General features: G+C 72.6%; 27 protein-coding genes. 13 read left to right on the top strand and 14 right to left on the bottom strand.

The annotated features are described in order from the left end of the window. The first annotated feature begins 73 nt into the window (after positions 1-73). From ACLBYE_RS10250 to ACLBYE_RS10235, 4 genes are all read left to right on the top strand, one after another. Positions 74-358: an accessory factor UbiK family protein gene (locus ACLBYE_RS10250; RefSeq protein WP_020090941.1), complete on the top strand. Its 285-nt coding sequence runs from the start codon at positions 74-76 to the stop codon at positions 356-358. 290 nt (positions 359-648) lie between these two features. Continuing rightward, positions 649-1,158, top strand: a complete 510-nt coding sequence (locus ACLBYE_RS10245; RefSeq protein ID WP_020090942.1) for a type III secretion system chaperone family protein — start codon at positions 649-651, stop codon at positions 1,156-1,158. A 26-nt stretch (positions 1,159-1,184) separates the two neighbouring features. Further along, on the top strand, positions 1,185-1,988 hold the full coding sequence (gene proC, locus ACLBYE_RS10240; RefSeq protein ID WP_447694087.1) for a pyrroline-5-carboxylate reductase: 804 nt from the start codon (positions 1,185-1,187) through the stop codon (positions 1,986-1,988). Positions 1,989-2,130: 142 nt separating this feature from the next. Continuing rightward, complete coding sequence (locus ACLBYE_RS10235) at positions 2,131-2,979, top strand: TetR/AcrR family transcriptional regulator (RefSeq protein WP_447694085.1); 849 nt, start codon at positions 2,131-2,133, stop codon at positions 2,977-2,979. A 9-nt stretch (positions 2,980-2,988) separates the two neighbouring features. Here ACLBYE_RS10235 and ACLBYE_RS10230 read toward each other — a convergent pair whose 3' ends face one another. Both ACLBYE_RS10230 and ACLBYE_RS10225 read right to left on the bottom strand, forming a co-directional pair. Continuing rightward, positions 2,989-4,935, bottom strand: a complete 1,947-nt coding sequence (locus ACLBYE_RS10230) for a methyl-accepting chemotaxis protein (protein WP_447694086.1) — start codon at positions 4,933-4,935, stop codon at positions 2,989-2,991. A 563-nt stretch (positions 4,936-5,498) separates the two neighbouring features. Then, entirely contained in the window at positions 5,499-5,933 is a 435-nt protein-coding gene (locus tag ACLBYE_RS10225) for a histidine kinase (protein WP_447694084.1), read from the bottom strand. A 230-nt stretch (positions 5,934-6,163) separates the two neighbouring features. On the opposite strand from ACLBYE_RS10225, the gene argJ reads away from it, so the two are divergent. The 3 genes from argJ to ACLBYE_RS10210 are packed head-to-tail and all read left to right on the top strand — an operon-like array spanning position 6,164 to position 8,579. Then, positions 6,164-7,414, top strand: coding sequence for a bifunctional glutamate N-acetyltransferase/amino-acid acetyltransferase ArgJ (argJ, locus tag ACLBYE_RS10220; protein WP_447694083.1), 1,251 nt, complete (start codon positions 6,164-6,166; stop codon positions 7,412-7,414). Further along, a complete protein-coding gene (locus tag ACLBYE_RS10215; RefSeq protein ID WP_020090947.1) occupies positions 7,411-8,130 on the top strand; it encodes an SIMPL domain-containing protein in 720 nt (239 codons plus the stop codon). Before argJ ends, ACLBYE_RS10215 begins: the two co-directional genes overlap by 4 nt. Beyond that, positions 8,127-8,579, top strand: a complete 453-nt coding sequence (locus tag ACLBYE_RS10210) for a (deoxy)nucleoside triphosphate pyrophosphohydrolase (RefSeq protein ID WP_447694082.1) — start codon at positions 8,127-8,129, stop codon at positions 8,577-8,579. The genes ACLBYE_RS10215 and ACLBYE_RS10210 overlap by 4 nt, the downstream gene beginning before the upstream one ends. Before the next feature lie 18 nt (positions 8,580-8,597). On the opposite strand, the gene ACLBYE_RS10205 is transcribed toward ACLBYE_RS10210, so the two are convergent. From ACLBYE_RS10205 to ACLBYE_RS10185, 5 genes are all read right to left on the bottom strand, one after another. Next, complete coding sequence (locus ACLBYE_RS10205) at positions 8,598-9,575, bottom strand: Gfo/Idh/MocA family protein (RefSeq protein ID WP_447694081.1); 978 nt, start codon at positions 9,573-9,575, stop codon at positions 8,598-8,600. A 111-nt stretch (positions 9,576-9,686) separates the two neighbouring features. Beyond that, positions 9,687-10,508, bottom strand: a complete 822-nt coding sequence (locus ACLBYE_RS10200) for an alpha/beta fold hydrolase (RefSeq protein ID WP_447694080.1) — start codon at positions 10,506-10,508, stop codon at positions 9,687-9,689. A gap of 79 nt (positions 10,509-10,587) precedes the next feature. Then, positions 10,588-10,998 (bottom strand): DoxX family protein, encoded by a 411-nt coding sequence (locus tag ACLBYE_RS10195; RefSeq protein ID WP_447694079.1) that lies wholly within the window; start codon positions 10,996-10,998, stop codon positions 10,588-10,590. Positions 10,999-11,032: 34 nt separating this feature from the next. Next, entirely contained in the window at positions 11,033-11,665 is a 633-nt protein-coding gene (locus tag ACLBYE_RS10190; protein WP_447694078.1) for an alpha/beta hydrolase, read from the bottom strand. 71 nt (positions 11,666-11,736) lie between these two features. Then, positions 11,737-12,660, bottom strand: a complete 924-nt coding sequence (locus ACLBYE_RS10185; protein WP_447694077.1) for a ring-cleaving dioxygenase — start codon at positions 12,658-12,660, stop codon at positions 11,737-11,739. A gap of 119 nt (positions 12,661-12,779) precedes the next feature. On the opposite strand from ACLBYE_RS10185, the gene ACLBYE_RS10180 reads away from it, so the two are divergent. Both ACLBYE_RS10180 and ACLBYE_RS10175 read left to right on the top strand, forming a co-directional pair. After that, positions 12,780-13,718, top strand: a complete 939-nt coding sequence (locus ACLBYE_RS10180; protein ID WP_447694076.1) for a LysR family transcriptional regulator — start codon at positions 12,780-12,782, stop codon at positions 13,716-13,718. Between the two features lie 272 nt (positions 13,719-13,990). Then, positions 13,991-14,686 carry a GntR family transcriptional regulator gene (locus ACLBYE_RS10175; protein ID WP_447694075.1) on the top strand — a complete coding sequence of 232 codons (696 nt, stop codon included), beginning with the start codon at positions 13,991-13,993 and terminating at the stop codon, positions 14,684-14,686. A 16-nt stretch (positions 14,687-14,702) separates the two neighbouring features. Here the strand turns inward: ACLBYE_RS10175 and ACLBYE_RS10170 are convergent, their stop codons facing one another. The 4 genes from ACLBYE_RS10170 to ACLBYE_RS10155 are packed head-to-tail and all read right to left on the bottom strand — an operon-like array spanning position 14,703 to position 17,885. Beyond that, a complete protein-coding gene (locus tag ACLBYE_RS10170) occupies positions 14,703-15,281 on the bottom strand; it encodes a GbsR/MarR family transcriptional regulator (protein WP_100251599.1) in 579 nt (192 codons plus the stop codon). Between the two features lie 48 nt (positions 15,282-15,329). Continuing rightward, positions 15,330-15,452, bottom strand: a complete 123-nt coding sequence (locus ACLBYE_RS10165) for a DUF2474 family protein (protein ID WP_331294531.1) — start codon at positions 15,450-15,452, stop codon at positions 15,330-15,332. Beyond that, positions 15,452-16,459: a cytochrome d ubiquinol oxidase subunit II gene (gene cydB, locus ACLBYE_RS10160; RefSeq protein ID WP_447694074.1), complete on the bottom strand. Its 1,008-nt coding sequence runs from the start codon at positions 16,457-16,459 to the stop codon at positions 15,452-15,454. The genes ACLBYE_RS10165 and cydB overlap by 1 nt, the downstream gene beginning before the upstream one ends. A gap of 7 nt (positions 16,460-16,466) precedes the next feature. Beyond that, on the bottom strand, positions 16,467-17,885 hold the full coding sequence (locus ACLBYE_RS10155) for a cytochrome ubiquinol oxidase subunit I (protein ID WP_447694073.1): 1,419 nt from the start codon (positions 17,883-17,885) through the stop codon (positions 16,467-16,469). A gap of 258 nt (positions 17,886-18,143) precedes the next feature. Between ACLBYE_RS10155 and ACLBYE_RS10150 the strand changes: the two genes are divergently transcribed. Next, positions 18,144-19,364 (top strand): pyridoxal phosphate-dependent aminotransferase, encoded by a 1,221-nt coding sequence (locus ACLBYE_RS10150; protein ID WP_447694072.1) that lies wholly within the window; start codon positions 18,144-18,146, stop codon positions 19,362-19,364. A gap of 16 nt (positions 19,365-19,380) precedes the next feature. Here ACLBYE_RS10150 and ACLBYE_RS10145 read toward each other — a convergent pair whose 3' ends face one another. Continuing rightward, entirely contained in the window at positions 19,381-20,307 is a 927-nt protein-coding gene (locus ACLBYE_RS10145) for a dihydrodipicolinate synthase family protein (RefSeq protein WP_447694071.1), read from the bottom strand. 236 nt (positions 20,308-20,543) lie between these two features. On the opposite strand from ACLBYE_RS10145, the gene ACLBYE_RS10140 reads away from it, so the two are divergent. From ACLBYE_RS10140 to ACLBYE_RS10130, 3 genes are all read left to right on the top strand, one after another. After that, on the top strand, positions 20,544-21,329 hold the full coding sequence (locus ACLBYE_RS10140; protein WP_447694070.1) for an amino acid ABC transporter substrate-binding protein: 786 nt from the start codon (positions 20,544-20,546) through the stop codon (positions 21,327-21,329). A 92-nt stretch (positions 21,330-21,421) separates the two neighbouring features. Continuing rightward, positions 21,422-22,102, top strand: a complete 681-nt coding sequence (locus ACLBYE_RS10135; protein WP_447694069.1) for an amino acid ABC transporter permease — start codon at positions 21,422-21,424, stop codon at positions 22,100-22,102. Beyond that, entirely contained in the window at positions 22,099-22,860 is a 762-nt protein-coding gene (locus ACLBYE_RS10130; RefSeq protein WP_447694068.1) for an amino acid ABC transporter ATP-binding protein, read from the top strand. Before ACLBYE_RS10135 ends, ACLBYE_RS10130 begins: the two co-directional genes overlap by 4 nt. Positions 22,861-22,918: 58 nt before the next feature. Here the strand turns inward: ACLBYE_RS10130 and ACLBYE_RS10125 are convergent, their stop codons facing one another. After that, positions 22,919-23,074, bottom strand: a complete 156-nt coding sequence (locus tag ACLBYE_RS10125; RefSeq protein ID WP_020090965.1) for a hypothetical protein — start codon at positions 23,072-23,074, stop codon at positions 22,919-22,921. Continuing rightward, positions 23,071-23,592 carry a DUF2243 domain-containing protein gene (locus ACLBYE_RS10120; RefSeq protein WP_447694067.1) on the bottom strand — a complete coding sequence of 174 codons (522 nt, stop codon included), beginning with the start codon at positions 23,590-23,592 and terminating at the stop codon, positions 23,071-23,073. The genes ACLBYE_RS10125 and ACLBYE_RS10120 overlap by 4 nt, the downstream gene beginning before the upstream one ends. Between the last annotated feature and the right edge of the window lie 35 nt (positions 23,593-23,627).

Here is a 23,627-nt window from a genome sequence, read left to right as displayed (position 1 = left end):
TTTCCTTCCCCCCTCGTCGCGTACGCCCCCGCGAGGCGGCCGCCGCGGCAGCCGGCCGATCCGGGAGACCCCGATGCCCCCCTCCAATCGACTGTTCGACGACCTCGCCCGCCTCATGACGGACGCCGCCGGCGCCGCCCAGGGCGTCCGCCGCGAGGCCGAGACCGTGGTCCGGGCGCAGCTCGAGCGCGTCGTCCGCGACCTCGACATCGCCTCCCGCGAGGAGCTCGACGTGCTCCGCGACCTCGTGACCCAGCTCCAGGCGCAGAACGAGGCCCTGACGGCCCGCGTGGCGGCCCTGGAGGCGCGATCCGGGAGCGCCGGAGCGGGCGCCGCGGGCCTGAGCGAGGTGGTCTGAGTCTCCGCGGCAACGCCGCGGGCTTTTACACAGGAAGCGGCGTCGACGATCCGGTTTCCTGTTCACTGAATGTGACCTGCACTTTGTGTCGCGAGTCACGGCCGGTCTATAGTCGGGCATAGGGTGATTCGGGGGCTGCGGGGCGATGTCCGCAGAGCTTCGACAGTCGATCGCGTCACCGCCGGCCTAGATCTGCCGGTCGTTCCAGTTCTCGGAGTGTTCTCGCGCTCCGGTTTCGCGTCACCGCCACGTCGGGCCGGATCTCGTCCGGGTCGTCCTTTTGGATCGTCATGCCGCTTCTCAACGTCGACTTCCACGACCCGGACCGGAACGAGCATCCGCTCGACGTCGTCGAGCGGCTGGCCTCCCTGCGCGACTGGATCTTCGACCGGGCCGAGACCGACGAGATGTCGGTCACGAGCCCCGGTCGCTGGACCGACTACAACGTCGCCTTCACGTGGATCGAGGACGTCGAGGCGCTGCACGTCGCCTGCGCCTTCGACCTCAAGGTGCCGGAGCGGCAGCGCACCGAGGTGATGCGCCTGATCGCGCTGATCAACGAGCAGCTCTGGGTCGGCCATTTCGACCTCTGGACGACCGACAGCGTGGTGATGTTCCGGCACGCGCTCCTGCTGACCGGCGGCGCCGTCCCGACCCACCCGCAATGCGCCACCATGATGAAGACGGCGGTCGACGCCTGCGAGCGCTACTTCCAGGCGTTCCAGTTCGTCCTCTGGGCCGGCAAGAGCGCCCGCGAGGCCCTCGACGCGGTCCTGTTCGAGACCGAAGGCGAGGCGTGACCGCCCCGGGCGCCACCACGGCGCGGATGCCCGCCTCCCTGGTCCTGGCCGGGGCCGGCAAGATGGGCGGCGCGATGCTGGCGGGCTGGCTGGAGGCGGGCCTCGATCCCCGCCGCACCACCATCGTCGACCCGGTGCCCGTGCGCCCGATCGTGGATCTCTGCGCCGAGCGGGGCATCGCCCTGAACCCGTCCGACCCCGAGCCCGGCGACGTCCTGGTCCTCGGGATCAAGCCGCAGGGCCTGGACACGGCGGCCCCCGGGCTCGATCGGCTCATCGGCCGCGACACGCTCCTCGTCTCGATCCTGGCGGGTAAGACCGTCGCGGATCTCCGCGGCCGGCTGCCGCGGGCGCGGGCGATCGTCAGGGCGATGCCCAACCTGCCGGCGAGCATCGGCCGGGGCGCCACCGGTGCCTGCGCGAGCTCGGAGGTCACCCCCGCGCAGCGGGCGGCCGCCGAGGCCCTGTTCGCGGCCAACGGCGCCGTGGCGTGGCTCGCCGACGAGGCGCAGATCGACGCCGTGACGGCGGTCTCGGGCTCCGGACCGGCCTACGTCTTCCTTCTGGCCGAGACGCTGGCGGAGGCCGGCATCGCGGCCGGCCTGGAGCCCGACGTCGCCCGCCGCCTCGCCCGGGCCACCGTGGCGGGGGCCGGCGCGCTCCTCGATGCCAGCCCGGCCGAGGCGGCGGAGTTGCGCCGCAACGTCACGTCGCCCGGCGGCACCACCGCGGCGGCCCTCGACGTGCTGATGCGGGAGGACGGCCTCGGCGCGCTGATGCGCGAGGCCGTGGCCGCGGCCCGTCGGCGGGCCGGGGAACTGTCCGGCTGACATCTGGCGTTGGCATCGGGCATTGGCATCAGGGGCTGACATCGGGCGGCGTCCGTGCGGCATGGCCGCGCGACGGACCTGCCCTTCGCGGCCCGCCCGCCTACATGAGGCCACACGACCGATCAGACCGGGCGACCGATCCATGACCGACAGCAAAGCCCCCTCGAAGCGGCCCCGCAAGGCCGCGAGCCCCGCCAAGGCGGGCGACGCCCGAGAAGGCGCTGCCCGAGAGAGCGCTGCCCAGGCGAGCGTCGCGCAGGAGAGCAGCAAGACCGGGACCGACGATTCGGGGACGCAGGGCGGGGCGCCGAAGCTGTCGCCCCGGGAGGCCGCCGTCGAAGCCCTGATGCGCCTCGCCGCCGAGCAGCCCTGGAACGACATCGAGGTCAGCGACATCGCCCGCGAGGCGGGCCTGACGCTCGCCGAGCTGCGCGACCTGTTCCCGTCGAAGGGGGCGGTCCTCGGCGGGCTGACCCGCATCATCGACCGCAAGGTTCTGGAGGGCGATCTCACGGGTCTCGAGGAGGAGCCGACCCGCGAGCGGCTGTTCGACGTGCTGATGCGCCGCCTCGACGCCATGGAGCCCTACAAGCCGGCGCTGCGCCGGATCGCCTACGCGCTCCGGGGCGAGCCGCTCTCGATGCTGGCGCTGAACGGCGTGATGCTGAACTCGCACCGCTACATGCTGGCGGCGGCCGGGATCGACACCGAGGGGTCGCTCGGACAGCTCAAGCTGCAGGGCGTGGTCATCGCCTTCGCCCGCGTGACCCAGGTCTGGCTGGACGACGACGATCCGGCGCTCGCCCGGACGATGGCGTGGCTCGACAAGGAGATCCGCAACGGCGAGCGCATCATGGAGCGGGCCGAGGATGTCCGCCGCCTGACGGCGCCCCTGCGCGCCATCGGCCGCTCGTTCCTGGACCGGCGGCCGCGCGACCGGCGGAGCCGGGACGGCGACGGCGACGAGAGCGACCCCGCCGCCGCCATCTAGGCCGGTCGCTCACGCGGCCTGGATGTCGCTGAGGAAGCTGTCGACCTCGCGCTTGACCGTCAGGGACTGCGTCGCCAGCTCGGCCGCCGCGCTCTGAACTTGCGCGGCGGCGGTCCCGGCCTCCCGGGCGGCGGCCAGCACGCGCGCCACGTTGGCCGAGACGCCCTCCGTGCCCCGCGCCGCCTCGCCGGCGTTGCGCGAGATCTCGCCGGTGGCCGCCGTCTGCTGCACCACCGTCGCCGCGATGGCGCCGCTGATCTCGTTCACGGAGGCGATCGTGCGGGCGATCTGCGCCATCGCCTCCGCGGCCTGCCCGGAGGCCGCCTGGATCGCGGCGATCTGGCCGCCGATCTCCTCGGTCGCCCGCGCCGTCTGGGCGGCGAGTTCCTTCACTTCGGAGGCCACGACGGCGAAGCCGCGTCCCGCCTCGCCGGCCCGCGCCGCCTCGATGGTGGCGTTGAGGGCGAGCAGGTTGGTCTGGCTCGCGATGCCGGAGATCATCATCACGGCGGCCCCGATCTGCTCGGCGGCGGCGTGCAGGCTCGCCATGGCGGCATTTGTCGCCTCGGCCTCGTGGGCGGCGTGACCGGCCACCGCGTTCGAGCGCACGACCTGCCGCTCGATCTCCTGGAGCGAGGAGACCATCTCCTCGGCGGCGGCCGCGACGGTCTGGACGTTGGCCGAGGTCTGGGCGGCGGCCGAGCTCGACGTCACGGCCTGGCTGTTGGTGTTGTCGGCCACCCGGGTCATCGCCTGCGCGGTCGCGTCGAGTTCGCTGGTCGCCGCCGTGACGATGTCGAGCGCGGCGGCGATCTTCGCCTGAAAGGCGTGGACGCGCTGCTCGACCCGCTCGGCCCGGCGCAGGCGGGCCTCCCGCTCGGCGGCCTGCGCCGCCTCGAGCTCCGCCCGCGCGACCGCGTTCTGGCGGAAGACGTCGACGGCCTTGGCCATCGCGCCCATCTCGTCGGTCGCCGCGCGGTACGGCACCGCGACGTGAAGATCGCCCTCGGCCAGCCGCGTCATCGCCTCCGTCATGCCGGCGACCGGTCGGATGACGCTGCGGGCCAGCACGAAGGCCAGGATACCCCCGAGGAGCAGGGCCGCGGCGACGAGGCCGATCAGGATGTACCGGGCCCGCCTCGCCGCCCGCGCGGTCTCCCGGGAAATCGTCTCGCCGGCGGCCACGATCCGGTCGCGCAGCGCGATGCCGAGCCGGTCGATCGCGTCGGTGTGGGGCTTGATCCCGGTCTCGAACGTCGCCTTCGCCGACGCCACCGCCCGATCGTACGCGCGGAAGCCGGCCGCGGTGGCGACCAGCGCGTCGCGGACGGCCCTGACCTGCTGCGCGAAGACCGCGCCGCCCTGCGTGTCCTTGAACGCGTCCAGGGCCGCCAGAGCCTGCTCGACCCGCTGCTCGAAGGCGTCGCGGTCATGGGCGTCCAGGCCGATCACGAAGCGGGCCGACGCGATGCGGGACCGCAGGACGGCGTTCTCAACGTGCTCGACCCGCGCGAGCATCGTCTCGCCGGTCCGGGCGCGCACGTCCGCGAGCAGGCTCGCGAGAAGGGTGGTGAGCGCGTTGCCGGCCTCGTAGAGCTTCGTCCTGGCCTCGCGCAGGCTCGCGCCCGACGCCGCGAGGCGTTCCAACTCCGGCTTCATCGCGCGGGCGGCCTCCCGCACGTCGTCGTAGAGCTTCCGCCCCCCGTCCGTCATGGCCAGCGAGAAGTACCGGTCGCAGGTCTGCTCGATCGCCTGCCGGGTCTGCTCCATCGCGGCGATCAGGTCGGGATCCGGCTGGAGCCGGTACCGTTCGGCCGTCCCGATGAGGCGTGCGGCGTGACCGTCGATCATCAGGACCGATTGCGCCCCCCGCTCCACGCGCTCCTGGAGCGCGTGGTCCGCGCCGATGACAGCCTGCTGGTAGATCGTGAATGCGCCGATGATGCCCGTGATCATGACGAGCATCGCAAATCCCGCGTAGAGGCGGGCGCGTATCCCAGTTCTCACGGACGTATCTTCCACAGAAGAAGCCGGACTTTCGGCCACACGATAGACGATACGATCATGACAACATCGTGTCACGTGATCAAGTTCAACTTGTATTATAGATCATGGGCGACAATACTTCGAGACAGACTTGATATCTCGGGCACACGCGGTGGCCACAGTCGCCGGGCCGCGCGCGCAAACGGCAATCGGTGCGTTCTCGTCGCGATGGATCAGTTCTGACGGCGCCTCCCGGTCCACCCGGAAGCTTCGCCTTGCGCGTGTCCGCTGCCGAGCGGCGTCGAGACTCCGCGCGGCACACGCTCGCGCCGGATCACGCGGGCGATGCACTTGCATTGCGGCACGGTCCGGCCCGCGTTGCTGACATCGGGCAGGAAGACCCGCGCTACAATCCCGACCTGCGGGGAGACTCGGCGACGGCCCGAGGCGCCTCGGCCGCGATTCGATCGACGGATCGCTCAGACCCTCGGCTCGCGGGCCGTCCGGGTCCGATCAGGCCGTCGCCCCGGAGCTCAGGCGGCGCGGCTCGCCAGCGCCTCGCGCATGGTCGTGGCGACCATCCCGTTCTGGAGCTGGTCGCGCGGGACGAGCAGCACGTCGGGCACCCGGGCCGACGCTTCCGGCCCCATCGCGTCGACCGGGTCGCTGGCGAGGATGATGCGCAGGGCCGGGCGCAGGGCCCGGGCCTCGACGGCGAGCTGCGCGCAGCACAGGCCGCCCTGGAGCGCGGTGTCGACCACCATCACGTCCACCGGCAGGCCCAGGGCCAGCACCGTCATGGCGTCGACGCCGCGGTCGCAGGCGGTGACTTGGTAGCCCAGCATCCGGACCTGGGCCGAGACCTCGTCGCGCCAGCGCTTGTGGCGGCCGACCACCAGAACCTGGATCCGGTAGCAGCTGCCCTGGGGAAGGCTGCTCGAGGCAGTCTCGTCGTCGGCTGGGGGCATTCCGCACTCGACTTCGCGCTGGCTTTGCGATGCAGCATGCTAAGCTGGGATGCAATCCACACGCAAGCCCGGCGCCGTCGTCGCGCCGCATTCGGCGCCGCCGTTGCACAAAGGCGAAGCACTCCGGCGGCCTGATCATAGGCTGGGCACGGAGTTGACGCCGGCGGGGTCGCGCGGGCAACACCGGGCCGCCGCGGGACCTGAGCCGCGCGCTGCCGGAGCCCGAGCCGATGTCGTCCGCGAAAGCCCCTCCCGTCTCCCCGCTGGCGCCCACCGCGATGCCCGATCTGCCGCCCCTGCCGGGCGTGCGAATCGCGACCGCCCAGGCGGGGATCCGCTACAGCGGCCGCACCGACGTGCTCTACGTGGCGCTGGAGGCCGGGACCCGGGCCGCGGGGGTGTTCACCCGCTCGAAATGCCCCTCGGCGCCGGTGGACTGGTGCCGCGACGCCCTGGCGGACGGCTCGGCGCGGGCGCTCGTGGTCAATTCCGGCAACGCCAACGCCTTCACAGGCCGGCTCGGCCGGGACGCGGTGGCGCGCACCGTCGAGATCGCCGCGCAGGCGGCGGGCTGCGGCGCGCGCGAGGTCTACGTCGCCTCGACCGGCGTGATCGGCGAGCCGCTCCCGGCGGAGCGGTTCGCGGGCGTTCTCGCGGATTGCGCGGCCCGCGCCGAGGACGGGCCGGCCGCCTGGACCGAGGCGGCCCGGGCGATCATGACCACCGACACCTTCCCGAAGCTCGCGACGCGCACGGCCGAGATCGACGGCGTGCGCGTGACGATCAACGGCATCGCCAAGGGCGCCGGCATGATCGCCCCCGACATGGCGACGATGCTGTCCTTCGTCTTCACCGACGCGGCCCTGCCGCAGGACGTGCTGCAGGCGCTCCTCTCGGCCGGGACGAAGACGAGCTTCAACTGCGTGACCGTGGACGGCGACACCTCCACCTCCGACACCCTGATGCTGTTCGCCACCGCCAGGGCCGGCAACCCGGCGATCAGCGATCCCGCCGACCCGCGGCTCGCCGGCTTCCGGGAGGCGCTCGACGGCCTGCTGGTCGAGCTGGCCCAGCTCGTCGCCAAAGACGGCGAGGGCGCGCGCAAGTTCGTCACCGTGCGGGTCACCGGCGCCGAGAGCGACGCCTCCGCGCACCGCATCGCGATGTCGATCGCCAACTCGCCGCTGGTGAAGACCGCGGTGGCCGGCGAGGACGCCAACTGGGGCCGCGTGGTGATGGCCGTGGGCAAGGCCGGCGAGCCCGCCGACCGCGACCGGCTCGCGATCTGGTTCGGCGACGTGCGGGTGGCGGTCCAGGGCGCCCGCGACCCCGATTACAGCGAGGCGGCGGCGAGCGCCGTGATGCGCGAGCCGGAGATCACGGTCCGGGTCGATCTCGGCCTGGGCGACGGCACGGCCCGCGTCTGGACCTGCGACCTGACCAAGGCCTACGTCGAGATCAACGGGGATTACCGCTCGTGAGGGCGGTCCTGTCCGGCGCCCTCCTCGTCCTGAGCCTGGCGACCGCGGCGCGGGCCGACGACGCGGCCTGCAAGCGCCACATCAGCGTCGTCGGGCGCGCGTCGGAGACGCGGGCGCCGGACTTCGCCGAGGTGACGGTCGGCATCGAGGCGCGCGGCGCGAGTGCGGCGGCGGCCCTCGACGCCGCCTCGAAGGCGGTGGCCGGGGTCTCGGCGCAGGCCCGCGCCCTCGGGGTCCCGCCCGCCGATCTCGGCACGGCCGCCGTCACCCTGCAGACCGCGACCCGCACCGTCGCCCGGCCGGGGGGTGCCGTCACCGAGGAGCCCGACGGCTACCGCGCCAGCAACCTCGTCACCGTCCGGCTCGCCGACATGGACCGCCTCGGCGACCTGCTCCGGCAGGCCCTCGAATCCGGCGCGAACCGCATCGACGGCGTGAGCTTCGGGCTGCGCGACCCGGACAAGAGCGAGGCGGCCCTCCAGGTGGCGGCGACCCGGGACGCGCGGAGCCGCGCCGAGGCCCTCGCCGAGGCGGTCGGCGCCAAGCTCGGCCCGCTCTGCACGCTGAGCACAGCCGCGGCCGGCACGCCGTACCGCCCGGCGCTGGAGATGGCCCGCGCGGCGCCGATGGCCGCCAAGGGGCGGCGGGTGCCGCTGGAGGCGGGCACGATCCCGATGTCCTCCGAGGTCTCGGCCACCTTCGCGGTGGCGCAGTGAGCGCGCCCGAGAACGCCCCCGACGGCGCTCCCGCGGCCGCGCCCCTGCGCCTGCTCCTCGTGGTCGCCGTCGCCCTCATCGACGTCGACGGCCGCGTCCTCGTGAGCGAGCGCCCGGCGGGCAAGCAGCTCGCCGGCCTGTGGGAGTTCCCCGGCGGCAAGGTCGAGCCCGGCGAACGCCCCGAGCAGACGCTGATCCGCGAGCTGGCGGAGGAGCTCGGCATCCGGGTCGAGGAGCCCTGCCTCGCGCCGCTGACCTTCGCGAGCCACGCCTACCCGGACTTCCACCTGCTGATGCCGCTCTACATCTGCCGGCGCTGGACGGGGACGCCGCGGTCGATGGAGGGGCAGGCGCTCAAGTGGGTGCGCCCCAAGGCCCTGCGCGACCTCGCGATGCCGCCCGCCGACGCGCCGCTGATCCCGTTCCTGATCGACCTGCTGGATTCCTGACCCCGTCGCGGGCCGCCCTCACAGGGTCAGGATCGACTCGACGACCTCCTGCACGTCGAGCGCCTCCGCGAAAGTGGCGAGGTGGTGGGGCTCGCCGCGCGCCATGCGGACGACGCCCTCGAGCTGGCGCCGGAGCGTGATCGGCCGCAGCTTCTCGTTCGGAATCGCGTCGGGCTCCGGCTCGAAGCGCCCGTCGGCGCCCCGCCGCTCGGCGATGGCCCAGTCGCGCAGCCGGACGGCGCCCGCGTCGCCCTCCAGCGTCCACGTGTTGTGGTCGTCGGCCGCGACGCCCCCGACGCGGCCGGTGAGGGTGACGGGGATCCCGCCCGCCGTGAGCGTCACGTCGATCGCGCGCTCGGACCGGCCCGGCTCCGGGAAGTCGATCCGTCCGGCGAGCCCGGCGAGCGGGCCGAGCTGGCGGCGGCCCAGGAACAGGAAGTGCGAGATCACCTCGCGGGTGAAGCCGCCCTCGCCGCGCGCGTCGAGCCAGCGGGCGGCGTCGGCCTGCCAGGGCCGGGGCCAGCGGGCGAACGCCACCGCGACGGTGAGCGCCCGGGGCGTGCCGACCGCGCCGGCCGCGATCCAGCGCTCGATCGTCGCCACGCCCGGCGACGAGGCGAACGGGAAATTGACCGCGCCCGCGCCCCTCGCCTCCGCCACGAAGGCGCGGGCATCGGCGCGATCGATGGCCAGCGGCTTCTCGCAGAAGACGCTCCGGCCGGCCGCCAGGGCGGCGCGGGCGTAGCCGAGATGCGAGGCGGGTGGCGAGGCGACGTAGACGCAGTCGCTTGCCGCCACGACGGCGGCGGAATCGGCCACCCGCGGCACCGCCGGGAAGGCCGTGCCGATCCGGTCCAGGGCCGCCGGGGCCGAGTCCCAGATCGCCGCGACCCGAACGGGCGAGTCCGCCGCCCCGTGAATCGCGCCGAGCAGGCGCTCGGCCATGATTCCCGCGCCGATGATCCCGATGGTGAGCGGTGCGTCGGAGGTCGGCATGCGGGGATCCGTGCGGCTTCTGGCGTCTGTCGGGCCGCGGCGCGGCCCGTCGCAGGCTTTAGGAGCCCGAACCGGCGCGGGGAAGGCCGCCGGTCAACGCGACCCGGGATCTCAGCCCTGGATGAAGGCGAGCAGGTCGGCGTTGAGCCTGTCCTTGTGGGTGGCGGCCAGCCCGTGCGGGGCGCCCGGATACTCCTTCAGCACGGCGCCCGCCACGAGCTTGACGGCGGCGCGCGCGGCGGCGTCGATCGGCACGATCTGGTCGTCGTCGCCGTGCACGAGCAGGGTCGGCACGTCGATGCGCTTCAGGTCCTCGGTGAAGTCGGTCTCCGAGAAGGCCGCCACGCAGGCGTGCACGTTCCGCAGGCCCGCCATCATGCCCTGCATCCAGAACGTCTCCCGCATACCGTCGCTGACCGCGGCTCCGGGGCGGTTGGCGCCGTAGAACGGGTCGCTCAGGTCCTTGAAGAATTGCGACCGGTCGCGCAGGACCGAATCGCGGATGCCGTCGAACACGTCCCGGGGCAGGCCGCCCGGGTTCGCGTCGGTCCGGACCATCTGGGGCGTCACGGCCCCGACCAGCACCGCCTTGGCGATGCGCGCGGTCCCGTGCCGCCCGATGGTGCGGGCGACCTCACCGCCGCCGGTGGAGTGGCCGACCAGCACCGCGTCGCGCAGGTCGAGATGGGCGATCAGCCCGGCGAGGTCGTCCGCGAAGGTATCCATGTCGTTGCCCGACCAGGGCTGCCCGGAGCGACCGTGCCCGCGCCGGTCATGGGCGATGACCCGGAACCCGCGCTCCGCGAGGAACAGCATCTGGTCCTCCCAGGCGTCGCCGTTGAGCGGCCAGCCGTGGCTGAAGACCACCGGCTGCCCGGCGCCCCAGTCCTTGTAGTAGATCTGGGTGCCGTCCTGCGCGGTGAAGTAGGGCATCGTGGTCTCCCGAGGGTCGGAAAGGCAGAGGGCAAAGGCAGAGGGCGAGAAGCGGGGATCGCGCGGACCGACGGACCGGTCAGGCCCGGCCCTGCCGCGCGTCGAGGCTGAGCGGGCCGGCCCCGAAGGCCGCGACCTGAAGCAAGCCGCCGGCCATGGCGAGGTTCTTCAGGAAGTGGAACATCTGGTTCTGGTCGCCGAGGGCCGCGTGGAAGGTCACCGCGGTGGCCACCGCGAAGAGCGCGAGGACCAGGGCGACCAGCCGGGCGCGGTAGCCGGCGACGAGCAGCAGCCCGCCGACGACCTCCACGGAGGTCGCCGCCGCGTAGGCGAGCGGCGGCAGCGGCAGGTGGGCCACCTCGATGGTGGCGAGCGTCGCGGCCGGGGCCGCGAGCTTGCCGGCGCCGCTCACGAGGAAGATCGCGCTCATCAGGACCCGGCCGGTCACCGGCAGCAGGGCGGTCGCGCTGGAAGAGGAGATCGGGGACATCGTCGAACGCTCCGTCCTGTCGTGCGCGGCCGGCTCAGGCCGCTTCGGGAAGTGTGAGGCCGCGAAGCCAGTTCAGCGCCAGGCCGATATCGGCCCGCGACAGGCCGTGGCCCGTCGGCAGGATCCGGTGCTCGACGCGGGCTCCGGCCGCGGTGAGCTGCTGCGCGAGGCGCCGCGCGTTCTCGGCGGGCACGATCGGGTCCATCGCCCCGGAGAGGATCAGGACCGGCCGGCCGGCGAGATCCGCGGCCGGGGGCTCGGCGAACGGCACCATCGGGCGGATCAGGACCGCGCCCGCCAGGGTCTCCGGCCGGAGCAGCAGCAGCGACGCGGCGATGTTGGCGCCGTTCGAGAAGCCCAGCGCCACCGGCGCGCCGATCCCGTACCGCGTCCGGGCGGCCGCCACGAAGGCCGCGAGGTCGCCGGTGCGGCGGCGCAGGTCCGCCTCGTCGAAGACGCCCTCCGCCAGGCGCCGGAAGAAGCGCGGCATGCCGTTCTCGCTGACGGCGCCGCGGGGCGCCAGCAGGGCGGCCTCCGGCGCGACCGCGCGGCCGAGGGGCAGGAGGTCGGTCTCGTCGCCGCCGGTCCCGTGCAGGAGCAGCAGCGGACGCGCGGTGTCGGGACCGGGCTCGAAGCGGTGGATGAAGCCGGCGGTGTCCTGGGTCATGGTGGCCTCACGGGTGACGGGGAGAGGTCCCGCCCCGCGCTGGCGCGGGGCGGGCATGGTGGTGTCGCGGCTCAGGCGACCTTCGGCAGGACCGCCTCGATCTCGGCCCGGTGCGGCTCCAGGCCGGCGGGGAGCTTGAGGGCTTGGCCGAGGGCCTCGATCGGCTCGTCTACCGCGAAGCCGGGCGCGTCGGTGGCGATCTCGAACAAAACGCCGCCGGGCTCGCGGAAGTAGATCGAGCGGAAGTACTGGCGGTCGCGCTGCTCGGTGACGTGGAGCCCCCGCGCCGCGAGCGCCCGGCCCATCGCGGCCTGCGCGGCGTCGTCCGCCGCCCGGAACGCGATGTGGTGGACCGAGCCCGCCCCGGGGCGGCCGGGCAGGAACCCGCCCACGGCCCGCAGGGTGACGAGACCGCCGAGCTCGGCGCTGCCCGCGAAGCGGATCAGGTTGCCCTCGCGGCCGACCTCCTCCAGCCCGAGCACCTCCGTGAGGATCGCGGCGGTCGCCTCGGCCCTGTCGAGGAGGAGCGTGACGCCGTGCAGGCCGCGGATCGCGTGCTCGGCCGGCACCTCGCTCGACGCCCAGCCCTCCGCGTCGCCGACATCGACGCCCACCAGCGCGAGCATCATGCCGTCCGGGTCGCGGAAGCGCAGCGTCGGCGCGCCGAAGACCTGGACCAGCGGCTCGTGGGCCACGCCTTTCTCGATGAGCCGGTGGGTCCACCAGCCGATGGAGGCGCGGGGAACCCGGAAGGCCGTCTCCTGGGTCTCGCCGATCCCGACCCGGCCGGGCGCGGCGTGCTCGATCGGGAAGAAGGTCAGGATCGTGCCGGGCCGGCCGGCCGCGTCGCCGTAGTACAGGTGGTAGGTGCCCGGATCGTCGAAATTGACGGTCTTCTTCACCAGACGCAGCCCGAGGACGCGGGTGTGGAAGTCGAGGTTGCGCAGGGCCGGCCCGGAGAAGGCCGTGACGTGGTGGAGGCCGGTCTGAACCATGGCGATGTCTCCCGACGGAAGGCCGCGGCGGGCGGCCTGTTGCGATGACGGGAATGTGCCCCTTGCCATGGGCGGCGAAAATAGAAACGGTGGAAACCTATCGTTTCCGGATCTGATCGATGAGACTGCCCGATTTCGAGGCCTGGGCCGTGTTCGCCAAGGTGGTGGAGACCGGCTCCTTCGGCCGCGCCGCCGCGGAGCTCGGCCTGTCGAAGGCCACGGTCTCGAAGGCGGTGAGCCGGCTCGAACTGCGGATCGGCGCCCGCCTGTTCAACCGGACCTCGCGGAAGCTCGCCCTCACCGAGGCCGGGCAGGCCGCCAAGGACGGCGCCGCGCGCATCCTCGCCGAGGGCGAGGCCGCGGAGGCGCTGGCGACGGCGGGCGCCGCGGAGCCGCGCGGGCTGGTGCGGCTCGCGGCGCCGATGACCTTCGGCGTGATGCACGTGGCCCCGATCCTGCCGGCCTTCCTCCGGGACTACCCGGCCGTCTCGGTGGATCTCCACCTGTCGGACGCGGTCGTCGACCTCGTCGGCGGCGGGTTCGACATCGGGCTGCGCATCGCGGCCCTGCCGGATTCCTCCCTGCGCGCGCGCCGGCTCTGCGAGATCCGCCGCTCGCTGGTCGCCACGCCCGCCTATCTCGACCGGCACGGCCGGCCCGAGCACCCGGACGCCCTCGTCCACCACACCTGCCTCGGCTACGCCTACCTGCCGACGCCGGACCGCTGGCGCTTCGTGGACGGGAGCGGCGCGGAGGCCGTCGTGGTGCCGGCGGGTCAGCTCCGGGCGAACAACGCCGAGGCGCTGGCGCCGGCGCTGCGGGCCGGCCTCGGCCTCGCCCTGCAGCCCGACTTCATGATCTGGGACGACCTCGAAGCCGGGCGCCTCGAGCGGGTGCTGCCGGCCTGGTCGCCGCCGCCGATCGCCCTGCACCTCGTCATGCCGCCGGGCGATCCGCGGCCGGCGCGGGTGACGGCGCTGATCGCCCATCTCGCCCAGACCCTCGGCCAGGCGCCCTGGGCCGCGCCGCCCCTCCGGCACGATTCGACGAACCGGTGAATCCGCGCCGGCGCGCTCGATCCGAGCGCGTCATTCACCTGGATCAATGCCGTATTCACGAAGGTGCGTTACCGGCGAGCACGCGCGCCTGCGGCAACGGCCTGCTCCTTGCTGTTCCATCTCCGGGAGAACAGCCGAGACCTCCCACGCTGTTGCGAACCCCGGGCCAATCAACTTCAAGTTTATCGAGGGCAATCTGGCATTGGACAGCCGCAGAATTTCCAGGCATGAGCGTGACGTGTATAAATGTATACGATTCTCCTGAGGTTTTGATGTCCCCTTCGGTTCCCGGACGTCCGGCACCCGACCGGCTGCGGCACAAGACCGTGGCGGCGGCCGTCGCGGACTCGCTCCGCGAGCAGATCCTGAACGGTGAACTGCCGCCGGGGGTGCAGCTGCGCCAGGACGCCCTGGCGGAGGAGTTCGGGATCAGCCGGATCCCGGTGCGCGAGGCCCTGCTGCAGCTGGAAGCCAGCAAGCTCGTGCGGATCGTGCCGCATCGCGGGGCGGTCGTGACGGGCCTGTCGCTGCAGGAGGTCGAGGACATCTTCCAGCTGCGCGTCCAGCTCGAGCCGGAACTGCTCCTGCTCTCCGCCCCGCACCTGACCCGCGATGACATCCGCGATCTCGACGCCCTCTCGAAGGAGTACGGCGCCGCGCTGGAGACCGGTCAGGTCCTCCGGTGGGGCGACCTGAACAGCCGCTTCCACCTCGACCTGATCCGGCACGCCGGCCGGCCGCGGTCGCTGGCGATCGTCTCAGCGCTCCTGCAGGATTGCGAGCGGCCGACGCGGCTGCAGATCGCGACCTCCGACGACGCGACCCGCGCGGTCAGCGAGCACGCGCAGATCCTCGCCCTGTGCGAAGACCGGACGTTCGATGCGGCGGCCGCCTGCCTGCGGCGCCACATCGAGCATGTCGGCGCCTCGCTCATCGCCCTCTACCGGGGGGCGCTCGCCGAGGCCTGATCGGCCGCGAGGCGGCTCAGTCCGGCTTGGCCGACCGGCCGCCGATCCGGCCCGGCAGGCGGGTCAGGCGATCCTTCATCTCCAAGACCTTCTGGACCTTCGAGCCGAGGGTCAGGAGCTGGACGAGGCGCTCGGTGTCGAGGCGGCGCACGTCCGCGTACCAGCCGGCGAACAGCTCGAAGAGGTCGTGCATCTCCCGCAGGCGCGCCTGGGCGTGCCGCTCCTCCTCGGTCGCCGGCTCCTGCATCAGGAGTTCGCGCAGGAGAGTCAGCGTCGGGTCGACCTCGCGCTTCTTGCGCTCCTCGACCAGCGTGCGGACGATCTGCCAGATGTCCTCGGGCGTCGTGAAGTAGTCGCGCCGGTCGCCGGGCCGGTGCTGGAGCCGGACGAGGTTCCAGGCCTGGAGCTCCTTCAGGCCCATGCTGACGTTGGAGCGCGACACACCGAGCCGCTCGACGATCTCGTCGGCGTTGAGCGGCCGCTCGGCCACGAACAGCAGGGCGTAGATCTGCCCCACGGTCCGGTTGATGCCCCAGCGCGAGCCCATCTCGCCGAAATGCAGCACGAAGGTCTGGACGAGCGGTGGCAGCTGCACGGCAGGGATCCGACGCGGGGAGAGGTCAGGCGGGCGCTCCCCGGTCTATCAGCTCTTGAGCCAATACCGGAGGACCGTCGCGACGAAGCCGAGACCGACGATGCTGGAGGCCCAGAGCCCCACGAACCACGCGAGGCGCTTCCAGAGGGGCTGTGCTGCTGCGGGTGCCATCAATGATATCCGTGCGCGTCGACCTTGCCGCGGAAGACCCAGTACGCGTACGCGGTGTAGGACAGGATGATCGGGATCAAAACCGAGGCGCCGGCGAGCAGGAAGATCTGGCTCGCCTCCGGCGCGGCCGCCTGCCAGATCGTGATCCGGCCCGGCACGATGTCGGGGAAGATGCTGATGCCCAGCCCCAGGAAGGTCAGGGCGAACAGCCCCAGCGCGATCAGGAAGGGCGCCCGCTCGGCGCCGCCCCGCAGGGTGCGCCACAGGGCGAAGGCCGCGAGTCCCACGAGCAGCGGCACCTGCGCGGTGACGAGCACGTTCGGCATCGCCAGCCAGCGCTCGTAGTAGCGGCCCTGGAGGAACGGCGTCACCGCGCTGACGAGGGCGATGGCCGCCACCGTCGCCGCGGTGAGGCGCAGGGCCAAGCGCCGGGCCCGCAGCTGGAGCAGGCCCTCGGTGCGCATCACCAGCCACGTCGCCCCGAGCAGCGCGTAGGCGACGACCAGGCTCGCGCCGACGAGGACGCTGAAGGGCGTGAGCCAGTCCCACCAGCCGCCGGCATAGGCCCGCCCCTCGACCGCGATGCCCTGCAGCAGCGCGCCCAGCGTGATGCCCTGCGCGAGGGCCGCCACCAGCGACCCGCCCGCGAAGGCCACGTCCCAGGCGGCGCGGTGGCGGGGATCGCGCCAGCGGAACTCGAAGGCGACGCCGCGGAAGATCAGCCCGAGCAGCATCGCGATGATCGGCGCGTAGAGCGCCGGCAGGATCACCGCGTAGGCCAGGGGGAAGACGGCGAACAGGCCGCCGCCGCCCAGCACCAGCCAGGTCTCGTTGCCGTCCCAGACCGGCGCGACCGAGTTCATGGCGGTGTCGCGCTCCGCGCCCGGCGGCAGGACCGGGAACAGGAGGCCGATGCCGAGGTCGAAGCCGTCCATGACGATGTAGGCGAACACCGCGAAGGCGATCACGAGCGCCCAGACCACCGTGAGATCGACGCTGTAGGCCATGGGTCCCTCACTCGGCCGGCTGGAGGTGGCGGTCGGGGTCGATCGCCGGGGCGGGCGTGATGCCCGCCGTCCGGATCGGCGCGCCGGGCTCGATCCCGCTCTCGCCGGCATGCGGGGGCTGGCCCATCAGGCGCAGCATGTAGCCGGTGCCCATGGCGAAGACCGCGAAGTAGATCACCACGAAGGCGGTGAGCGAGGCGGCCACCGCCGGCGCGTGCAGCGGCGAGGCCGACTGCGCCGTGCGCAGCAGGCCGTAGACGGTGTAGGGCTGGCGCCCGACCTCGGTGGTGATCCAGCCGGCCAGCACCGCCACGAAGCCCGCCGGGCCCATGGCCACCGCGAACCGGTGCAGGGGGCGCCACGCGTAGAGGGCGCCGCGCCAGCGGGCGAGGAGGCTGAGGGCGCCCAGGAGCAGCATCAGCATCCCGAGCCCGACCATGATGCGGAACGACCAGAACACGATCGGCACCGGCGGCCATTCCGACCGCGGCAGGCTGTCGAGCCCCTTCAGGGGCGCGTCGAGGGCGTGCTTCAGCACCAGCGACGACAGCTTCGGGATCTCGACCGCGTAGCGCACCGTCCCGGCCTCCTGATCGGGCAGGCCGAACAGCACCAGCGGCGCGCCGTCCGGGTGGCTCCGGAAGTGCCCCTCCATGGCCATGACCTTGGCGGGCTGGTGCTCCAGGGTGTTGAGGCCGTGCGCGTCGCCCGCGAGGATCTGGACCGGCGCGACCAGGGCGGCCATCCACATCGCCATCGAGAACATCGTCCGGGCGGCCGGGTTCGCCCGGTCGCGCAGCAGGTGCCACGCGCCGACCGCGCCCACCACCAGCGCGGTGGTGAGGTAGGCGGCCAGGACCATGTGCACGAGGCGGTACGGGAAGGACGGGTTGAACACGATCGCCCACCAGTCCAGCGGCACGAACTGGCCCTCGGCATTCGTGCCGTAGCCCGCCGGCGTCTGCATCCACGAGTTCACCGCCAGGATCCAGAACGCCGAGAAGCAGGTCCCGACCGCCACCATCAGCGTCGCCGCGAAGTGCAGCCGCGGCCCGACCTTGCGCATCCCGAACAGCATCACGCCGAGGAAGCCCGCCTCCAGGAAGAAGGCCGAGAGCACCTCGTAGGCCATCATCGGCCCCAGCACCGGGCCGGTCTTGTCGGAGAAGACCGACCAGTTCGTGCCGAACTGGTAGGACATCACCAGCCCGGACACGACGCCCATCGCGAAGGCGATGGCGAAGATCTTGAGCCAGTACTTGAACAGATCCATGAAGACCTGGCGCCCGGTGGCGAGCCAGAGCCCTTCCAGCACGGCGAGGAAGCTCGCGAGACCGATCGAGAAGGCCGGGAACACGATGTGGAAGGCGACCGTGAACCCGAACTGGATGCGGGCGAGGATCGAGGGATCGAGGTTGGCGAGCACGTCGTGCCTCCGGCTCTGTGCGCGACTCGGCGTATAGCAATTTCAGAAATTTCTGAAAAGTCAAAACATTCTGTGTCGCCGGTGCGGCGCCCCGGCCATGCGCCGGCGTCCGGGGTCGATCCGGCCTCGGGGTCTGGACGTCCGCGCCCGAACGCGTCAGGGTCGCCGGATTCCTCACAGGTCGGGACCACGCGGGCCCCTGGACGCGCGCCGCGCGACGGGACGCCGCGTCCCGACGCACGGAGAGCACGCGCCGCCATGGCCGACACCCTCGTCTCCGCCGCGCCCGTCGATCTCGCCGCCGCGCTGTCGGCGCGCATCCGCGGCATCGGCACGAGCCAGATCGGCCTCGTGGCGGATCGCGGGCGGGACGACCCGGAGGTGGTGAAGCTGTGGATCGGCGAGGGCGACCTGCCGACGCCGCCCTTCATCGTCGAGGCCGCGCACCGGGCGATGCTCGATGGGCACACCCGCTACACCACGTCGCTGGGGCTGCCGGCGCTGCGCGCGGCGCTCGGCGCCTACCATGCCCGCCACTGGGGCGTGGAGATCCCGCCGGACCGGTTCGGCGTCACGGCGGGCGGCATGAACGCGATCATGCAGGCGGGCCAGGTGCTGCTGGAGCCGGGCGACGAGATGATCATCCCCTCCCCGGCCTGGCCCAATCTCGGCGAGGCGGTCCGCATCGCCGGCGGCGTGCCCGTGACGGTGCCGTACCGCCGCCTGCCGGACGGGCGCTTCGCGCTGCCGCTCGCCGACATCGCGGCGGCGATCACGCCGCGCACCCGGGTGATCATGGTGAACTCGCCCTCGAACCCGACGGGCTGGACCATGCCGCCCGCCGAGATGACGGCCCTGCGCGACCTCGCCCGGGAGCGCGGCCTCTGGATCCTCTCGGACGAGGTCTATGCCCACTTCACCTACGGCAACCGGATCGCGCCGTCCTTCCTGCAGATCTGCACGGAGGACGACCGGCTGATCGTGACCAACACCTTCTCGAAGAACTGGGCGATGACCGGCTGGCGGGCCGGCTGGGTGATCTATCCCCGCGGCCTCGCACCGACGTTCGCCAAGCTCGGGCAGTACAGCACGACCTCGATCCCGACCTTCGTCCAGCACGCCTGCATCGCGGCCCTCGAGGAGGGCGACGGCTTCATCCGCACGATGGTGGACCGCTGCGCCGAGGCCCGGGCGATCCTGGTGGAGGGGCTGTCGCGCCTCCCGGGCGTCACGGTCGCGCCGCCGGACGGGGCCTTCTACCTCATGGCCCGGATGGGCGGCGACGAGCCGAGTCTCGACCTGGCGCTGCGCCTGCTGCGGGAGGCCAAGGTCGGCGTGGCGCCCGGCACCGCCTTCGGACCCGAGGGCGAGGGCCTGGTGCGGATGTGCTTCGCCATCAGCCCGGACCTGGCGCGGGAGGCGGTGCGCCGGCTCGCGGGCGCGCTCGGGACCCGGGTGCCGGCCGCGGCGGCGCACTGAGTCGGGCGGGGGCGGCTCAGCGGCCCCAGCGCAGGACCAGCGCGTCGTTTCGCCGGGCGAGCTCGATCAGGCCGGCCCGCGTCGCCGGGTGCAGGGGCTGGATCGGCAACCGCGCGGTCTCGCTCGCGATCACCCCGCCCTCGGCCATCAGCGCCTTGCAGGCGAGCAGGCCGCACTGCCGGTTCTCGTAGTTGATCAGCGGCAGCCAGCGCGCGTAGGCGTCCATCGCCTCGTCGCGGCGGCCCGCCGCGTAGGCGTCGGTGATCTGGCGGATGCCGTCCGGGTAGCCGCCGCCGGTCATCGCACCCGTCGCGCCGGCGTCGAGGTCGGCCATCAGGGTGATCGCCTCCTCGCCGTCCCAGGGGCCCACGACCGCGTCGCCGCCGAGCGCGATCAGCTCGCGGAGCTTGGCCGCGGCGCCCGCGGTCTCGATCTTGAAGTAGGCGACGTTGGCGATCTCCCGGGCCATGCGCGCCAGGAGCGGCGCCGACAGCGGCGTGCCGGCCACCGGCGCGTCCTGGATCATGATCGGGATGGAGATCGCGTCCGAGACCGCGCGGAAGAAGTCGACGATGCCGAGCTCCGGCACGCGGATCGTGGCGCCGTGATAGGGCGGCATGACCATGACCATCGCGGCGCCGGCCTCCTGGGCGCGGCGCGAGCGCTCGGCGCAGACCTGCGTGGCGAAGTGCGTCGTCGTCACGATCACCGGCACGCGGCCGGCCACGTGCTCCAGCACGGCGTGCATCACCCGCTCGCGCTCGTCGTCGGTGAGGACGAACTGCTCGGAGAAGTTGGCCAGGATGCACAGGCCTTGGCTGCCGGCGTCGATCATGAAGTCGACGGCCCGGCGCTGCCCGTCGAGGTCGAGGGCGCCCGACGCGTCGAAGACCGTGGGGGCGACCGGGAAGACGCCGCGATAGGCGGGGACAGACGAGGTCATGCGCGGTCCTTCTGCCGGGATCGCGCATCCCGGCGGACGACCGTGTCCGCGGGCGGGATCCGGCCGCCTCTTAGCACGCGGCCTCGATCCTGGCGCGTTCCGGGGCGCGCAGCGCGCTGTCGACAAGCCCACCGGCTTTCCTGTACGGCCAAGATCTTCTTTGCTTTGTCCATCGACAGCCGAGATCGGGCGCGGCGGCCGCACGAGAACGGCGTTTTCTTTTCGGAGCTACTGTAATGCGATTCTTCTCTGCAAGCCGCGTCGCGGCCCTCGTCGCCGCGACGCTCCTCGGCGCAATCGCCGGCGCGCCCGCGCGGGCCGACGATCTCGACGCGATTCGCGCCGCCAAGACCCTGCGCATCGGCACCGAGGGCACCTACGCGCCCTTCACGTTCCACGACGCGTCCGGGCAGCTCGTCGGCTTCGACGTGGAGATCGGCCGCAAGGTCGCCGAGCAGCTGGGCGTCACGCCGCAATTCCTCGAGGGCAAGTGGGACGGGCTGATCGCCGGGCTCGACGGCAAGCGCTACGACGTGGTGATCAACCAGGTCGGCATCACCAAGGAGCGGCAGGCGAAGTTCGACTTCTCCGAGCCCTACATCCGCGCGCGGGCCGTGCTGATCACGCGGGCGGACCGGTCCGACATCAAGTCCTTCGCGGATCTCAAGGGCAAGAAGGCCGCCCAGAGCCTCTCCAGCAACTTCGCGCGCCTCGCCGAGCAGTCCGGCGCCGAACTCGTCGGGACGGACGGCTTCGACCAGTCGGTCCAGCTCGTCCTCACCGGCCGCGCCGACGCCACCGTCAACGACAGCCTGTCGTTCCTGGACTTCCACAAGCAGAAGCCGAACGCCCCGGTGAAGATCGCCGCCGAGCAGGCCGACGCGGACGCCTCCGGGATCATCATGCGCAAGAACAACCCGGCGCTGAAGGCCGCGATCGACAAGGCGCTGGAGGCGATCAAGGCCGACGGCAGCTACGCGGCGATCGCCCAGAAGTACTTCGGGGCCGACGTCTCCAAGTAGACCGTCCGCCGAGGGCCCGCCCGGACGGATCCCGCCCGGGCGCCGCCCCGTACAGCCCCACGCTTCGATCGCCCGGTAGGAGACGCCGCCCCGTGCCGCACTGGCTCGACCTCATGCTCCAGTCGCTGGGGCCGCTGCTCGCGGCCGGCCTGCGCTTCACCGTGCCGCTGACGCTCATCACCTTCGTGCTGGGCCTCGCGCTGGGGCTCGGGACCGCCCTCGTGCGCCTGTTCGCGCCCCGGCCCCTGGCGGCCCTGGCGTGGTTCTACGTGTGGATCTTCCGGGGTACGCCGCTCCTCGTGCAGCTGTTCGTGATCTTCTACGGCCTGCCGAGCACCGGTATCCTGATCGACGCCTTCCCGGCCGCCGTGATCGGGTTCACCCTCAACGTCGGCGCCTACACGTCGGAGATCGTCCGCGCCGCCATCGCCTCCATCCCGAAGGGGCAGTGGGAGGCCGCCTACGCCACCGGCATGACGCCGGTCCAGGCCCTGCGCCGCACGATCCTGCCCCAGGCGGCGCGGGTGGCGGTGCCGTCGCTCGCCAACTCCTTCATCGCCCTGGTGAAGGACACCTCGCTCGCGGCCGCCATCACGGTGCCGGAGCTGTTCCAGGCGGCCCAGCGCATCGTCGCTGTCACCTACGAACCGCTGATCCTCTACATCGAGGTGGCGCTGATCTACCTCGTCCTGTCGACGCTGCTGTCCTGGCTCCAGACGTTGCTGGAGCGGCGCCTCGGGCGCTACGGCGGCTACCTGGAGGCCCGCGCGTGATCGCCCTGTCGGCCATCGAGAAGCGCTTCGGCGACAACCCGGTCCTGCGGGGCGTCGACCTCGCGGTGCCGGAGGGGCGGGTCACCGCGCTGATCGGCCCGTCGGGCTCGGGCAAGTCGACGCTCCTGCGCTGCGCGAACCTGCTGGAGGTCCCGCAGGCCGGGACGCTGACCCTCGGCGACATCCGCCTCACCTTCCGGCCCGGCAGCCCGCCGGCGCGGCGGGACGTGCTCGCCGTGCGCCGGCAGACCGGCATGGTGTTCCAGAACTTCCAGCTCTTCCCGCACCGGACCGTGATGGAGAACGTCACCGAGGGGCTCGTCACCGTCGGAAAGTGGCCGCAGGACCGGGCGCGGACGCGCGCCCTGGAGTTGCTGGAGCGCGTCGGCCTCGCCCACAAGGCCGCGGACTGGCCCGCCAGCCTGTCGGGCGGCCAGCAGCAGCGGGTGGCGATCGCCCGGGCGCTCGCCCCCTCCCCGCGCCTGCTGCTCTGCGATGAGCCGACCTCGGCCCTCGACCCGGAACTCGCCGCCGAGGTGGTGGACGTGCTCGCCGGCCTCGCGGGCGAGGGCACGACCATGCTGATGGCGACCCACGACCTGCGCCTCGCGCGGCGCGTCGCCGACACGGTGGTGTTCCTGGAAGGGGGGCAGATCGTCGAGCAGGGCGCGGCCGCGGACGTCTTCGCCCGGCCGGCCGACCCGCGCACCCGCCGGTTCGTCCGGACGCTGCTCGGCGAGGCGGCTGAAGGGGCTTGAGAAGAGGCCTGAGAAAGGCCCTGAGAAGAGGCCTACGGAACGGGCCCGGACGCGGGATTTAGCGCGTCAGGCAGCGCAGCGTGAGGAGATCCTCGACGGTGAGCGCGGTCCCGAAGACCAGGGGCCGCCAGGCCGGCAGGGTGGCGAGGATCAGGCCGGCCGCCAGGGCGAGCCAGGGCAGGACCGGGCGCAGGCCGGGACCGGCGGCCCTCACGCGGGACTCCGCGCCAGCGACGCCTCCTCGCCCTTGCCGACCACCACGAGGCCCAGGCCCGCGGCCAGCATGGCGCCGCCCCAGAGCAGGAAGCCGATGTCCCAGTAGAGCCACTGCTCGGGCGGCACCCGCTCGTTGACGTGGTGCACACCGAGGATCTCGTGGTCGATCAGGCCCTCGACGAGGTTGAACAGGCCCCAGCCGATCAGGAGCGACCCGGCGAGCAGCTTGCTCGACCAGTAGAGGTGCGTGCGGTGCGCGGCGCGCCAGAGGAGGAACAGCCCGAGGACCACGAACACGTAGGTCGCGCTGTGGAAGAGACCATCCCAGCGGGTGTTCAGCTCGAGGTTCGGGATCGTGTCGATCGGGTACCAGCTGCTCAGCATGTGGTGCCATTGCAGGATCTGGTGCAGCACGATCCCGTCGAAGAAGCCGCCGAGGCCGAGCCCGAACAGGATGCCGGCGCTCACGGGGAAGACGCGCTCGCGGGTGTCAGCCGCTCTGTCAGCCGCTCTCATGCGCAACTCCGGCGTGGCGGAGGCCGCGGCCGCGC

The organism is Methylobacterium sp. A52T, from assembly GCF_053346095.1.
The sequence above is the reverse complement of the archived record's forward strand: the minus strand, read 5'-3'. Positions and strand labels throughout refer to the sequence as shown.